Source organism: Pseudomonas sp. MYb327 (genome assembly GCF_040438925.1).
Taxonomy (GTDB): Bacteria; Pseudomonadota; Gammaproteobacteria; order Pseudomonadales; family Pseudomonadaceae; genus Aquipseudomonas.
The window spans coordinates 1758065-1773040 of record NZ_CP159258.1; the positions used below are offsets into that span (position 1 = coordinate 1758065).

Consider the following 14976-nt stretch of genomic DNA (forward strand, 5'->3'; position numbering starts at 1 on the left):
CTGAAAAGCTCTAAAGATCGCAGCCCGCGGCAGCTCCTACACGGCGTATAACCTTTAGGACTTGCCGCAGGCTGTGATTTTTTGATGTTACTTGGGGTAGAGCGGCGGCAAGCCACTGTCGCCCGTGAGGTCCTGCACCCGTTCGGCAATCGGAATCGTCCGAATCGCGCGCCACAAATCTTCACCTTGCCAATGCTGGCCGGTTTCGCTGTACAACGCGCCGTTCAAGCCGTCGAGGGCGTCGGACAGCGGCACGAAGCGCGCTGCCATGTCGGCCAGGGTTTCCGGTTGCTGCCGTGCCCAGGCGTCGAGGGCCTGGCGGGTGGCCTGGGGGTCGTTGGCCTGGCAGGCGCGTTTGAGTTCGTCGAGCACGGTGCGCGGGCTTGGGCCGGTTTGTGCGGTGCGCGCGACTGCCGGTTGCCAGCGGGCGCGCCACCAGAGGCCGAAGCCGAGGAGGGTGGTGCAGGCCAAAATCAGGGTGCTGAGTTTCCAGCGCCAGAGGCTTTCGCTGTCGGCGCTGGCATTGACCGGGGCGTTGCCGGCCGGGGTGTCCACCATCAGGCTCGGGTTGGCCGCCACTTGCAGGGTGCGGGCAGGCAAGCTGCTGTGTTCCAGATGGTCTTCGAAGGTGTTCCACCAGACCACGTCAACCGAAGGCAGCTCGATGGAACCGCTGCGGGCCGGCACCAGCGCCTCGCGATCTTCACGACTGCCGACCAGGCCACGCTCGGTATTCTGATTGCCCAGCACCGGCTGGTCCGGATAGCGGCGCAACCCGCTCACTTCGGTTCCCGGCAGCGGCGGCAGTTGAGAGCTCGCCAGGCCTTCGGCCTTCACGGTCAGGCTGCGGGTCATGGAGTCTCCGACCTGAACGTTGTCCGGCTCAGGATTCCAGCTCTCGCTTAGCGTCAGGCTACGTGCCGGCAGCCATGGCAAGTCGGCAGGGTAAGTGATCGGTTTGGCCTTGACCGTCAGCAGAAGCTCGCCGGAGCTGATGCGCATCAGCTTGCCCGATTTCGGTGACTGGGCCGACGTATCCTGGGCGGGCTGTGCGTCTACCAGCGCGGCATTGAAGATCTGCCCCGGAATGATCAGCTCACCGCTGTGTTGCGGGTAGATCGCGTAGCGCATTTCGATCACGCCGTGGCGCACGCCGTTGATGTCTTTTTCGTAAGTGCGGGACTCGCCCAGTTGCTCGATGCGCGCATCGGGAATTTGCAGCGGTGGCAGGCTGCTGTCGTCGTAGAGCGACACCGAATGGTAGATGCGCAAAGTCAGGATCGCCTGTGCCTGCACGTAGACGCTGGTTTGATCGAGGCTGGCATCGATGAATACCGGCGCCAGTTTGCTCGCGGTGTTTTGGGTTTCGCTTTCGACCACTTGTACAGTGATTGGCTGACTCTCGACGTCGCCCAGCTTCAGCGACGGGATCACCACGCTGCCGTTTTGTAGCGGCAGAAGGGTGACGATCCAGCGGGTGGTGGCCTGGTTGTCGCCGTTCAGCGTATTCAATTGGTTGACCTGACGAGTGCCGCGCACTTCGAACAGTGACTCCAGAGGCGCCAGGTCAGGTTTGCCGAACTGCGTGACATCGCTGGATTCCAGGGTCAGTTCGATCGTCTCGCCAGAATTCAGGCGGGTGCGATCGACACTGGCGACCAGTCCCGCTGACTGAGCCTGAGCGGTCCATAGCAGTGAAGCGAGCATGAAGGCGGTGAAGCGGGTCATCGCGTTTTTCCCTGATCCTGATGTTGTTGCTGTTCGTACCAGAATTTGCGTCTGAGCAATTCCCCCGGATCGTCCGGAATCTGCCGCAGCCATTGCTCCAGGGCCTGCTGCTGCTCGTCATCGATGCTGTCGCTGGCCGGGCGCATGGGCGGCGTGGTGTGTTGCTCATCCCCCAGTTCGCTGCCCGGGACTTCGTTGGTGCCGGGGCGAGGTGGTTTTGTGGACACTTGCTCGGTGCCGGGTTTGGCCTGTTGCTCTTCAGATTTCGGCTCACCTGTGCTCGACGCTTGAGCCGTATCAGCGGGTGGTGATTCTGGTGGAGGCTGCGGCTGTTCGCTGGTGGCGTTGTCCGGCTCGGCGGCCGGCGGGGTGGTTTTCTGCTTGATCAGACTTTCCACCAAAGCTTTGTTCGTCAGCGCCGGACGCAAATCTGGTTGGCGCTCCAGTGCTTGGTCGTAGGCATCCAGCGCCGCTTCCAGCTCGCCGCTTTTGGCCAGGGCATTGCCTCGATTGTAGTGGGCGTGGGCGTCGTTGCCCTCGGCGAACCGCTGGGCGGCGCCGCTGTAGTCGCCGGCTTCATACAGGGCGACGCCTTGCCACTGGTGATCTTCGAAATGCTGCGCGGCCTCGGCCGGACGTTTCTGCTTGAGCAGATGCTGGCCCTGTTGGTCGGGACGCAACCACAGGTCCTGGAAGTCGAAGGCATAGCTCGATTGTGGGACTAACCAAAGCAACGGCAGGCAGAGCAGCCAGCCGCGGCGGCCCGCGCAGGCAGCGAGCAATAGTAGCGGCAACAGTAACCAATAACCTTGATCGGCCCAGGTATCGAGACGCAGCGTTTGGCCGTCATTGCGCAAATGGCGCGGACCATCGAGCAGACCGAGGCCGCGCAAGTCCGAGTCGCCCAGACGCACGTGGCGATAGCGTCCATCGAGGTCGTTGGCAAAGGCTTTCAGGCCAGGCTCGTCCAGGTGCGGCACCAGGATCGCGCCCTGTTCGTCTTTAAGGAAACTGCCGTCCTCCTGAGTAATCGGTGCGCCTTCGGCGGTGCCGATGCCGAGCATCAGAAACTGCGTGGATTTACCGCTCAGCTCGCGACGAATCCCCTGGCGCTCCTGTTCTGTCAGGGATGAGCCGATCAGCAGGATGCGGCCGTCGCCAAGGGCGGCTTGATCCAGCAGCGTCAGGGCTTTGCTCACGGCCAGGTCAGCGCGATGGCCAGCCTCGGGCATCAGCGACGGCTTGAGGGCATCCAGAAGGTTGCGACTGGTGGACAGATCATCCGACAGCGGCACAAGGGTGTGCGCGCTGCCGGCATACACCACGATCGCCGTCTGCGCATCAGTGCGGTTTTGCAACAGGTCGAATAGTTTGCGCCGGGCTTGTTCCAGCCGATTGGGCTGAACGTCGGTGGCGAGCATTTCCGGGGTCAGCTCGAGGATCACCACTAGCGGGTCAGCGGGTTTCTGGCTCATTTGCTCGACCCGTTGCCAACTTGGACCGAGCAGCGCGAACACGGTCAGCACCCAGGCTAAACCCAAGGCAATCCACGGCAGTTTGCTGTCGCGACCATTGCCGCCACTGAGCAGCGCCGCATGAAAGGCTGGCGGCAAAATCATCTGCCAGCGTCCTGCACGCTTCTGCCGATGCCAGAGTTGCCAGAGCAGCCAGCCCAGCAGTGGCAGCAACAGCAGCCACCAGGGGCGGAACCAGTACGGCCAGAGCGCGCTCATCGGCGCCTCCGCAGACGCAAGCGGTTGAGGCGCTGACGCCAGTCAGGCAGTTGCGATTGCAAAAACAGGTCCTTGGTAAACAGACGTTGCAGCGGGTTATCCGGCCAGAGTTCGCGGACCACCAGCAGAATGCTCATTAACAGCGCTATCGCCAATGGCCACTGATACAGCGCTTGGGCCGGTCGGGCCTGGGTGGGTTGCTGGGCCACGGGTTCCAGTTGGTCGAGAGTCTCCTTGATCGCTTGCAGCTCCTTGCCGTCGCGAGCGCGGAAATAGCGGCCGCCCGTGGCGTCGGCGATAGCGTTCAGCGAAGGTTCATCAAGGTCCAGGCTCGGATTGATCCCGAGGAAGCCCAGGGTGCCGCTTTGCTCCGGGTCGGCACCGATGCCGATCGGATAGATTTTCACCCCTTCCTTGGCCGCCAGGCGTGCGGCGGTGAGCGGGGCGATTTCGCCGCCGTTATTGGCGCCATCGGTCACCAGAATCAACACGCGACTTTGTGCCGGGCGTTGCCGCAGGCGCTTGAGCGCCAGGCCGATGGCGTCGCCGATGGCGGTGTTTTTGCCGGCAATGCCGATGCGCGCTTCGTCGAGCCAGACGCGCACGGTGTGCCGGTCGAAGGTCAGCGGCGCTTGCACGTAGGCCTGGCTGCCGAAGAGGATCAGACCGACCCGATCGCCTTCGCGACTTTCGAGGAAATCACCGAGCAAATGCTGAACCAGTGTCAGGCGGCTGACGTCTTCGTCCTGCCACTGCATGTCGGGGAAGTCCATGGAGCCCGACACGTCCACCGCCACCAACAGATCGCGACCGCTGGCGGCAATCGGCAATGGTTCGCCGAGCCATTGCGGGCGCGCGGCGGCGGTCAGCAACATCAGCCACAGCAACAGAAACGGGGCTTGTTGCCGCCATGCTGGCAGATTGGCGCGGGCGCGGCGTCGGGCCAGGCCTTCGAGGTCGCTGAGGAAACTGACCTTGAGCGCCGGTTCGCCACTGTCGGCCACCGGCAACAGGACGCGCATCAGCCACGGCAACGGCAGCAGCACGAAAGTCCATGGCCAGGCGAATTCAAACATGTTTGCGAATCCAGGTATCGACCGCCTGGGTCAAGCCGGCGATGGCTTTGTCGTCGAGTTTGCACTCGGGCTTGTAGGCGCCTTCGACCAGCACCATCCAGCGGGTCAGGCCGGCCGCCGGGCAGCGGTTGTCAAGGAACGCCAGCCATTTTCGGCCGTTGAGGGTGTGGCTCTGGCTGTACGGATAATGGTTGCGGCACAGGCGCTTGAGCAGACCGTTGAGTTGCTGCAGCCAGGCGCCGGCGGGCGCGCCATCGTAGGGCTTGGGCATCAGCGCCAGTTCTGCCAGCGCGGCGAGGCGCACCGGGTCCAGGGGTTGCTCGGCGCGAATGATGGGTTTGTTGTCAGGAATGAATCGCCGCAGCTTCCACAGGCCGAAACCGATAAAAGGCAGTAATAAAAGGAGCAACCACCAACCCGGCGCCAGCGGCCAGAAGCCGATTGCCGGGGGCGTGATCAGCGGCTGCAGTTGATCGAGGCTGCTCATCGACCTTTCCCCGGTTTTTCTGGGTTCAGGTATTCGCGCAGTTGCTCGACCATTTCGCTCTGCGTACTCAAGGGCATCAACAACACCCGCAGCTTTTGCGCCAACAGTTCCCAGCGGGCGACGCGTTTTTCGGCCTGGGCGCGATAGGTCTGGCGCAGTTCGAAGTTGAGTGTATCGAGTTCCAGTTGTGCGCCGCGTTCGGCAAAGCGCAGCAGACCGGCAGCGGGCAGGGCGTGATCCAGTGGATCGGACACTGGCAGCAGCAACAGGTCGCAATGACGCGACAACAGGCTCAATTGTTGTTCGGCACTTTCGGACAGGGCGCGTTCATCGCAAATGACAATGGCCAGGCTGCCGGGCCGCAACACTTCACGGGCGCGTCGCAAGGCAATGCCAAAAGCGTCGCGGTCCGGCTCGCTTTCGGTGTGCAACGACTGATTGACGCGCACCAGTCGGTTGAGCAATTGCAACAGGCTTTGCTTGCTGCGCCGGGGTTTGATTTCGTAGTGCTCGTTATCCCCGAACACCAGCCCGCCAACACGATCGTTATGCCCGAGCGCGGCCCAGCCAATCAGGCTCGCGGCCTGGGCGGCAAGCACCGATTTGAACATCAGCCCCGAACCGAAGAACAGGCGACGGCTCTGCTCGACCATGATGAAAATCGGTCGTTCGCGTTCTTCATGGAACAGCTTGGTGTGCGGCTCCTGGGTCCGCGCGGTGACGCGCCAGTCGATGGTGCGCACGTCGTCGCCGGCCTGATATACCCGCACCTGATCGAAATCCACACCTCGGCCGCGCAGCTTGGAATGGTGCAGGCCGATCAGCGGGCTGCGCTGGCTCGGTGTGGAAAACAGCTGCACTTCGCGCACGCGGTGGCGCATCTCGATCAGCTCGGCGAGCGTGATGCGGACACCTGGTTGGGGCGGCAGGAGGGCGTTCATCGGACTCAAGCGACGGCTACGACGTCAAGAATACGCTGGACCACCCGGTCCTGATCGATGCCGGCAGCTTCGGCTTCAAAGGACAGGATGATGCGGTGGCGCAATACGTCGAACAGCACCGCTTGAATATCCTCGGGGCTGACGAAGTCGCGCCCGGCGAGCCAGGCGTGGGCCCGGGCGCAACGGTCGAGGGCGATGGAACCACGAGGGCTGGCGCCGTAGGCGATCCACTCGGCCATCTCCGGGTCGAACTTGGCGGGCGTGCGCGTGGCCATGACCAGTTGCACCAGGTATTCCTCCACGGCATCGGCCATGTACAACCCGAGGATTTCCTTGCGCGCGGCAAAGATCGCCTGCTGGCTGACCCGGCGCTCAGGCTTGGTTTCGCCGTTCAGGGCTTCGCCCCGGGCCTGCTGGAGGATTCGCCGCTCGACGGTGGCATCGGGAAAGCCGATTTTCACGTGCATCAAAAAGCGGTCGAGCTGGGCTTCGGGCAATGGATAGGTGCCTTCCTGCTCGATAGGGTTTTGCGTGGCCATCACCAGGAACAGCGGTGACAACTCATAAGTGCTGCGCCCGACACTGACCTGGCGCTCGGCCATCGCTTCGAGCAATGCCGACTGAACCTTGGCCGGGGCGCGGTTGATTTCGTCCGCCAGCACCAGGTTATGAAAGATCGGACCTTGCTGGAACACGAAACTGCCGGTTTCCGGACGATAGATTTCCGTGCCGGTGATGTCGGCCGGCAACAGGTCGGGGGTGAACTGGATGCGATGGAACTGCGCTTCGATGCCTTCCGCCAGTTCTTTAATGGCCTTGGTCTTGGCCAGGCCAGGAGCGCCCTCGACCAGCATGTGGCCGTCGGCAAGCAGGGCGATGAGCAAGCGCTCGATGAGTTTTTCCTGGCCGAGAATCTGCGTTGAAAGAAAGGTTCGCAGCGCTAGTAGCGCTTCACGATGTTCCATCGATGACTGTTCCTGGAAATGGATGGCCGAGGTCGTGCGTAATACGCCAGGGCTGGGGGCGTTACTTTAATCCATCGCGGGGGGCGGCGACTAACGGCATTTTGTGCAAAGTGCGGGAAATGGTTGGGGATTTGTTGGATTGTTGTCGGGCAACGGCCTTGTGGTGAGTGTCAGGGCTTCATCGCTGGCAAGCCAGCTCCTACTGGTAGAGGTGTGCTACACATCAGTCACTGTAGGAGCTGGCTTGCCAGCGATGGGGCCGGTTCAGGCGCCCTCAAATCTGGCTGATGAAGGTCCCGGTACCGTCAAGAATGTTCTTCAGGGTTTCCTCGACTTCCGCCATATCCACCATGTCCGGGTTGAAGGTGATCTCCAGCACATCATCCCCATTCAGCGCATCGGCGTCCGTCGCCGCAATTTCAATCTTCAGCAGGGTAGGGCTCAGGGTGACTTTCACGCCGTCGAGGGTCGATGGCTCGCCATCCAGGGTGATTTCCAGTTCGTCCTCGTCCGGGTAGCGGCTCATCAGGAACATTTCGCCCTTGTCGCTGTGGCAGCAGAGCATGGCCATGTTGTCTTCTTCGTCATCGCACGGGTTGACGATCAAGAGGGCGGTGGTCATTTGCATGGGTAGTTCCTGGCTCGACGAGCGTTGTGAAAACGAACAAAACGCGATTCTGCCAGTCCCGGGGGATTTCTGCTCGTTTGCGTGTCAGAGAGCGTGTCGCCAACGAGCAAAGTGTTGCTGGTCATTTCTGGTACGGATGTACCGTAAAACCGGACGGAAAACCGCCATTTTCCTGTGTGGCTGCTAGTGTTGTTCGATGCGTGCGCGCTGAGCAGCGTACCGTTGACCGAATATGTCGCAGCACCGCAAGCACGGGCCTTGCCGCACTCGTTAAGCTGCGCAACGGATGAGCACCTGTAAAGGCATTGCGCTGCGTTTGGCCCAGTCGTTTTTGCAGATGCCCATTCATGGAAGGTGAATGTGACCCGAGTGTCCCGTCCAGCTTCACCCACCTGTCACCCTGTTTCCTCTGCCCGAGAATCAGGAACCGGGTGACGGCTAGCTTTGAAACGTAGCCCCGAAAGGGGTTTCGCGCGACGCTTCCATCAATAACAAGCCCAAGCGGAGTACCACAGATGGCGTTCTTCACCGCAGCCAGCAAAGCCGACTTCCAGCACCAACTGCAAGCGGCACTGGCGCAGCACATCAGTGAACAGGCACTGCCACAAGTGGCGCTGTTCGCTGAACAATTCTTCGGCATCATTTCCCTGGACGAACTGACTCAACGTCGGTTGTCCGACCTCGCTGGCTGTACCCTTTCAGCGTGGCGCCTGCTTGAGCGCTTCGATCACGCGCAACCGCAAGTGCGCGTCTACAACCCCGATTACGAACGCCACGGCTGGCAGTCGACCCACACCGCGGTCGAAGTGCTGCACCACGACCTGCCATTCCTGGTGGATTCAGTGCGCACCGAGCTGAACCGTCGCGGCTACAGCATTCATACCCTGCAAACCACTGTGCTGAGTGTGCGTCGCGGCAGCAAGGGCGAGCTGCTGGAAATCCTGCCGAAAGGCACCCAGGGCGACGACGTGTTGCAAGAGTCGTTGATGTACCTGGAAATCGACCGTTGCGCCAATACCGCCGAATTGAACGTGCTGGCCAAAGAGCTGGAGCAAGTGCTCGCTGAAGTACGCGTCGCGGTTGGCGATTTCGAACCGATGAAAGCCAAGGTGCAGGAAATCCTGACCAACCTGGACAACAGCCGGTTCGCTGTCGATGCTGAAGAAAAGAGCGAAATCAAAAGCTTCCTGGAATGGCTGGTGGGCAACCACTTCACCTTCCTCGGCTATGAAGAATTCGTCGTTCGCGATGAGGCCGATGGCGGCCACATCGTCTATGACCAGAACTCCTTCCTCGGCCTGACCAAACTGCTGCGCGCGGGCCTGACCTACGATGACCTGCGCATCGAAGATTACGCCGTGAACTACCTGCGCGAACCGACCCTGCTGTCGTTCGCCAAGGCTGCGCACCCAAGCCGTGTACACCGTCCGGCTTACCCGGATTACGTGTCGATCCGTGAAATCGACGCCGACGGCAAGGTCATCAAGGAATGCCGTTTCATGGGCCTGTACACCTCGTCGGTGTATGGCGAGAGCGTGCGCGTCATTCCGTACATCCGCCGCAAGGTCGCGGAAATCGAACACCGTTCGGGCTTCCAGGCCAAGGCCCACTTGGGCAAGGAGTTGGCTCAGGTGCTCGAAGTGCTGCCGCGCGACGACCTGTTCCAGACCCCGGTGGACGAGCTGTTCAGCACCGTGATGTCGATCGTGCAGATCCAGGAGCGCAACAAGATCCGCGTGTTCCTGCGCAAAGATCCGTACGGTCGTTTCTGCTACTGCCTGGCCTACGTGCCGCGTGACATTTACTCCACCGAAGTGCGCCAGAAGATCCAGCAAGTGTTGATGGATCGCCTGAAGGCCTCGGACTGCGAGTTCTGGACGTTCTTCTCCGAGTCCGTGCTGGCCCGCGTGCAGTTGATCTTGCGTGTTGACCCGAAAAACCGCATCGACATCGACCCACAGCAGCTCGAAAAAGAAGTGGTGCAGGCCTGCCGCAGCTGGCAGGACGACTACTCGGCCCTGACCGTCGAAAGCTTCGGCGAAGCCCACGGCACCAACGTGCTGGCTGACTTCCCGAAAGGCTTCCCGGCCGGTTACCGCGAGCGTTTCGCCGCGCATTCGGCCGTGGTCGATATGCAACATCTGCTGAGCCTCAGCGAAAAAAATCCGCTGGTGATGAGCTTCTATCAGCCGCTGGGCCAGGTCTCCGGCCAGCGTGAGCTGCATTGCAAGCTGTACCACGCCGATACCCCGCTGGCGCTGTCCGACGTGTTGCCGATTCTGGAAAACCTCGGCCTGCGCGTGCTGGGTGAATTCCCGTACCGCCTGCGTCACAACAATGGCCGCGAGTTCTGGATTCACGACTTCGCGTTCACCGCGGCCGAAGGCCTGGAGCTGGACATCCAGCAACTCAACGACACCTTGCAGGACGCGTTCGTCCACATCGTGCGCGGCGATGCCGAGAACGATGCGTTCAACCGGCTGGTGCTGACCGCCGGCCTGCCTTGGCGCGACGTGGCGCTGCTGCGTGCCTACGCCCGTTACATGAAGCAGATTCGCCTGGGCTTCGACCTCGGCTACATCGCCAGCACCCTGAACAACCACACCGACATCGCTCGTGAACTGACCCGGTTGTTCAAGACCCGTTTCTACCTGGCGCGCAAGCTGAGCAGCGACGATCTCGAGCAACGTCTGGAGCACGCGATCCTGACCGCGCTGGACGACGTTCAGGTACTGAACGAAGACCGCATCCTGCGTCGCTACCTCGACCTGATCAAGGCCACGCTGCGCACCAACTTCTATCAGACTGACGCCAACGGCCATAACAAGTCGTACTTCAGCTTCAAGTTCAACCCGCACTTGATCCCTGAGCTGCCGAAGCCAGTGCCGAAGTTCGAAATCTTCGTTTACTCGCCGCGCGTCGAAGGCGTGCACCTGCGCTTCGGCAACGTGGCCCGTGGTGGCCTGCGCTGGTCCGATCGTGAAGAAGACTTCCGTACCGAAGTCCTGGGCCTGGTAAAAGCCCAGCAAGTGAAGAACTCGGTCATCGTGCCGGTGGGCGCGAAGGGCGGCTTCCTGCCGCGTCGCCTGCCACTGGGCGGCAGCCGTGACGAGATCGCGGCCGAGGGTATCGCCTGCTACCGCATCTTCATTTCGGGGCTGTTGGACATCACCGACAACCTGAAGGACGGCGCGCTGGTGCCGCCGACCAATGTCGTGCGTCATGACGACGATGACCCGTACCTGGTGGTTGCTGCGGACAAGGGCACCGCGACCTTCTCCGACATCGCCAACGGCATCGCCATCGACTACGGCTTCTGGCTGGGTGACGCGTTTGCGTCCGGTGGCTCGGCCGGTTACGACCACAAGAAAATGGGCATCACCGCCAAAGGCGCGTGGGTTGGTGTGCAACGCCACTTCCGCGAGCGCGGCATCAATGTCCAGGAAGACAGCATCACCGTGGTCGGCGTCGGCGACATGGCCGGCGACGTGTTCGGCAACGGCTTGTTGATGTCCGACAAGCTGCAACTGGTTGCCGCATTCAACCACCTGCACATCTTTATCGACCCGAACCCGAACCCGGCGACCAGCTTCGTCGAGCGTCAGCGTCTATTCGACTTGCCGCGTTCGGCCTGGTCGGATTACGACACCAGCATCATGTCCGAAGGTGGCGGTATCTTCTCGCGCAGCGCGAAGAGCATCGCGATCTCCCCGCAGATGCAAGAACGCTTCGACATCAAGGCTGACAAGCTGACCCCGACCGAACTGCTGAACGCCTTACTCAAGGCCCCGGTAGATCTGTTGTGGAACGGCGGTATCGGTACTTACGTGAAAGCCAGCAGCGAAAGCCACGCCGATGTCGGCGACAAGGCCAACGATGCGCTGCGCGTGAACGGCAACGAACTGCGCTGCAAAGTCGTGGGCGAGGGCGGTAACCTCGGCATGACTCAACTGGGTCGTGTGGAATTCGGCCTTAATGGCGGCGGCTCCAACACCGACTTCATCGACAACGCCGGTGGCGTGGACTGCTCCGACCACGAAGTGAACATCAAGATCCTGCTGAACGAAGTGGTTCAGGCCGGCGACATGACCGACAAGCAACGTAACCAGTTGCTGGCGAGCATGACTGACGAAGTCGGTGGCCTGGTGCTGGGCAACAACTACAAGCAGACCCAGGCTCTGTCCCTGGCGGCCCGTCGTGCCTTGCCGCGGATTGCCGAGTACAAGCGTCTGATGAATGACCTGGAAGGTCGCGGCAAGCTGGATCGCGCCATTGAGTTCCTGCCATCGGAAGAAGCACTCAACGAGCGCGTTGCGGAAGGCCATGGCCTGACCCGTGCCGAGCTCTCGGTGCTGATCTCCTACAGCAAGATCGACCTCAAGGAGCAGCTGCTGGGCTCCCTGGTGCCGGACGACGACTACCTGACCCGCGACATGGAAACCGCTTTCCCGCCGACCCTGGTGAGCAAGTTCTCCGAAGCCATGCGCCGTCACCGTCTGAAGCGCGAAATCGTCAGCACCCAGATCGCCAACGATTTGGTCAACCATATGGGCATCACCTTCGTTCAACGACTCAAAGAGTCGACCGGCATGAGCCCGGCGAATGTTGCGGGTGCATATGTAATTGTTCGGGATATCTTCCACCTCCCGCACTGGTTCCGCCAAATAGAAGCCCTGGACTACCAGGTTTCCGCTGACGTGCAACTGGAGCTGATGGACGAGCTGATGCGCCTGGGCCGTCGCGCCACGCGCTGGTTCCTGCGTGCCCGTCGCAACGAGCAGAACGCGGCCCGTGACGTCGCGCACTTCGGTCCGCATCTGAAGGAGTTGGGTCTCAAGCTCGACGAATTGCTGAGTGGCGAGATCCGCGAAAACTGGCAGACCCGTTATCAGGCGTACGTCGAAGCCGGCGTGCCGGAGTTGCTCGCACGCATGGTGGCTGGCACCTCGCATCTGTACACGCTGCTGCCGATCATCGAGGCTTCCGACGTGACTGGCCAGAATCCGGCGGACGTGGCCAAGGCCTACTTCGCCGTGGGCAGCGCGCTGGACATCACGTGGTACCTGCAACAGATCAGCGCTCTGCCGGTTGAAAACAACTGGCAAGCCCTGGCCCGTGAAGCGTTCCGTGATGACGTCGACTGGCAGCAACGTGCGATCACCATCTCCGTGCTGCAACAGGGCGATGGCACCCTGGACGTGGAAGCACGCCTGGCGCTGTGGATGTCGCAGCACGAGAGCATGATCGAACGCTGGCGCGCCATGCTGGTGGAACTGCGTGCCGCGAGCGGCACGGACTACGCCATGTACGCGGTAGCCAACCGCGAACTGCTGGACCTGGCGTTGAGCGGTCAAGCAGTGGTGCCTGCCACTGCTGTCGCCGAGCTGGAACCGGCGGCCTGATCTGCGTTGAATGAAAAAGCCTCGCATTGAGAGATGCGGGGCTTTTTTTTGCTTCACGGGAAACATAGACAACGCAATACCTGTAGGCGCCGGGTTGCTGGCGACGACGTGTCCGCGACCGGGTCCTCCCTCTCAATACAACTTTTGCCCGTTGCGATTATCAAGCATCGACACTTTATCTGTCGGCTTAGTCAGCAAATTACTGAGCGACTGGTCAAATTCCTGCAGTGCTCTTACTTGCACATTTTGTTGTTCGTTAATGTCGGCAACTATATCTTCACTGCGTTTATAGTCCGCCCAAACCGGGCTGAGTGCCCTGGCATCATGCCCTTGCGCAGTGCCAATGTAATTCAAGTTATTGTCGTAGAAATCCGCGCTGACATTTGCCTCCACATCCGAACTGCGCGACGTGATCAATTGGCTGCGGCTGTCGATGATGGCGATCACATCCGGCTTCGCAGCCCTGAGGCTTTGCATGTCTGGATACACCGTGACTGAACCGAACTGCCGTTGTAGCGACGCTTTGACCCAATCCACCGCGAGGTCGGGTTTGGAGGTGGCGACGTACGCTTCATGGATCTCCTGCACCAGCAGGCTCTGGCCGAAACCGGTGCCGGCGTTGGCCTGGTAATCCTGCAGGTAGGCACGGTTGGTCTGGGTGTTGTGGCTGTAGACGATGCCCAGCGAAACGTTGTTGCCGTTGGGAATGCTCGTGGCGCTGCTGCGACCCACTGGATGGGTGAAGATCCCGTCTAGCGGCGTCACCGCTGACGGTGCCGTGGGTACAGAGCATCCGGTTATTAGAACGGTCATGGCCAATGAACTGACAAACGCAAGTTTCATGGTGTTTCTCCAGTGAAACAACTTCGGTCGGAAAGTTACAGTTGCCGAACAGGTCGGCAGTTGCTTCAGACTAAACCGTGCGCCGATGAATTAAATAGCCAATCTGCGCAGTAATTAGCCGGCCAATAGTTTTGTTTGGTTTAAAGAAGAACGGTTAATTGCCTGAAGAAATAAAAACGCCCAATTCAAGAGTTTGGGCGTTTTTAGTTATGGCTACAGATTTAGCGATCAGTTTTCCAAGGGGATCAAAACTTTCTCGTCCGGCGACAACACCATGAACACCAAAAGCTTCGCCGGTTTGGTGGCACTGGCGTTTTTTGAGACCAGATGCTCTGAGCCAGCAGGTTCGTACCAATACTCACCGGCCTTGTAGGTAACCGCTTTTTCGCCCTTCACCTGAGAAGTGATCGAGCCCGAAAGCACATAAGCCATGGCGGTGCCATCGTGCTTGTGGGCGATGGACGATTGGCCTGGCTTGTAGTCGACCTCGATCATCAAGGCCTTTTTGCCCGGGACGTTTTTCAGCATTTGGTCTTGCAGCACGGTGACTTTTTCCGAAGGGACACCGGCTTCATGGGCAAACGCCGAGGCGGACAGGGTCAGGGCAAGGGCTGCGAGAGGGACAGCACAGAAGCGCAAAACGTTCATGGTGGGTCACCTGAAGTGGTTGGTTTTCAGGGACCAATTTATGCCGCCAGGGAGGGCAATCAAACAGCCAATTCTCGGGAAGGTCAGGGGACCAATCGGGAGCGTAAAGCAAAAGATCGCAGCCTGCGGCAGCTCCTACAGGGAACGTATTCCAATGTAGGAGCTGCCGCAGGCTGCGATCTTTTGATCTTGCTTTAGCGAATCGGAAAGCTGTTGAAGTCGACAGCGTTGGCCAATTGGCAATCGATCAAGTCGATAAAGCCTTGCACTTGAGGGCTGTTGAAATGCGATTGCATCGCCGATTCCGATTGCCAGTGGGCGCTGACGGTCCAGCGGTTGCTGTCCTCGGGGCAGCGATCGACCATATAGGACTCACAGCCCGGTAGCTCTCGCAGGGTGTCGACAATCTTTTGCAGTTGCTTACCCAGTTCATCCGAGCGGCCGGCGACGGCCTGTACCTTTACGGTATTGATCACGTTGTAGGACATAAGACTCACACTCCTGAATCAGGCCGGACGAATCCTG

11 protein-coding genes are annotated in these 14976 nt (G+C 60.5%); 1 reads left to right on the forward strand and 10 read right to left on the reverse strand.

The window, feature by feature from the left end:
- Positions 1-87: 87 nt before the first annotated feature.
- From ABVN21_RS07975 to ABVN21_RS08005, 7 genes are all read right to left on the reverse strand, one after another.
- Positions 88-1728 carry a BatD family protein gene (locus ABVN21_RS07975; RefSeq protein ID WP_339555833.1) on the reverse strand — a complete coding sequence of 547 codons (1641 nt, stop codon included), beginning with the start codon at positions 1726-1728 and terminating at the stop codon, positions 88-90.
- Positions 1725-3461, reverse strand: coding sequence for a tetratricopeptide repeat protein (locus ABVN21_RS07980; protein ID WP_339555832.1), 1737 nt, complete (start codon positions 3459-3461; stop codon positions 1725-1727). The genes ABVN21_RS07975 and ABVN21_RS07980 overlap by 4 nt, the downstream gene beginning before the upstream one ends.
- Positions 3458-4537 carry a VWA domain-containing protein gene (locus tag ABVN21_RS07985; protein ID WP_339555831.1) on the reverse strand — a complete coding sequence of 360 codons (1080 nt, stop codon included), beginning with the start codon at positions 4535-4537 and terminating at the stop codon, positions 3458-3460. The genes ABVN21_RS07980 and ABVN21_RS07985 overlap by 4 nt, the downstream gene beginning before the upstream one ends.
- A complete protein-coding gene (locus tag ABVN21_RS07990) occupies positions 4530-5024 on the reverse strand; it encodes a DUF4381 domain-containing protein (RefSeq protein WP_339555830.1) in 495 nt (164 codons plus the stop codon). The genes ABVN21_RS07985 and ABVN21_RS07990 overlap by 8 nt, the downstream gene beginning before the upstream one ends.
- A complete protein-coding gene (locus tag ABVN21_RS07995; protein WP_339555829.1) occupies positions 5021-5965 on the reverse strand; it encodes a DUF58 domain-containing protein in 945 nt (314 codons plus the stop codon). Before ABVN21_RS07995 ends, ABVN21_RS07990 begins: the two co-directional genes overlap by 4 nt.
- 5 nt (positions 5966-5970) lie before the next feature.
- Positions 5971-6930 carry a MoxR family ATPase gene (locus ABVN21_RS08000; protein WP_053158878.1) on the reverse strand — a complete coding sequence of 320 codons (960 nt, stop codon included), beginning with the start codon at positions 6928-6930 and terminating at the stop codon, positions 5971-5973.
- Positions 6931-7204: 274 nt separating this feature from the next.
- Complete coding sequence (locus ABVN21_RS08005) at positions 7205-7558, reverse strand: hypothetical protein (protein ID WP_339555828.1); 354 nt, start codon at positions 7556-7558, stop codon at positions 7205-7207.
- A gap of 515 nt (positions 7559-8073) precedes the next feature.
- Between ABVN21_RS08005 and ABVN21_RS08010 the strand changes: the two genes are divergently transcribed.
- The gene (locus ABVN21_RS08010) at positions 8074-12960 is read left to right on the forward strand and encodes an NAD-glutamate dehydrogenase (protein ID WP_339555827.1); all 4887 of its coding nucleotides are present in this window, start codon (positions 8074-8076) and stop codon (positions 12958-12960) included.
- A gap of 132 nt (positions 12961-13092) precedes the next feature.
- Here ABVN21_RS08010 and ABVN21_RS08015 read toward each other — a convergent pair whose 3' ends face one another.
- The 3 genes from ABVN21_RS08015 to ABVN21_RS08025 form a co-directional block, all read right to left on the reverse strand.
- The gene (locus ABVN21_RS08015) at positions 13093-13803 is read right to left on the reverse strand and encodes an ATPase (RefSeq protein WP_339555826.1); all 711 of its coding nucleotides are present in this window, start codon (positions 13801-13803) and stop codon (positions 13093-13095) included.
- Positions 13804-14031: 228 nt separating this feature from the next.
- The gene (locus tag ABVN21_RS08020) at positions 14032-14451 is read right to left on the reverse strand and encodes a cupin domain-containing protein (protein WP_339555825.1); all 420 of its coding nucleotides are present in this window, start codon (positions 14449-14451) and stop codon (positions 14032-14034) included.
- Between the two features lie 194 nt (positions 14452-14645).
- On the reverse strand, positions 14646-14939 hold the full coding sequence (locus ABVN21_RS08025; RefSeq protein ID WP_339555823.1) for an antibiotic biosynthesis monooxygenase family protein: 294 nt from the start codon (positions 14937-14939) through the stop codon (positions 14646-14648).
- Positions 14940-14976 lie beyond the last annotated feature (37 nt).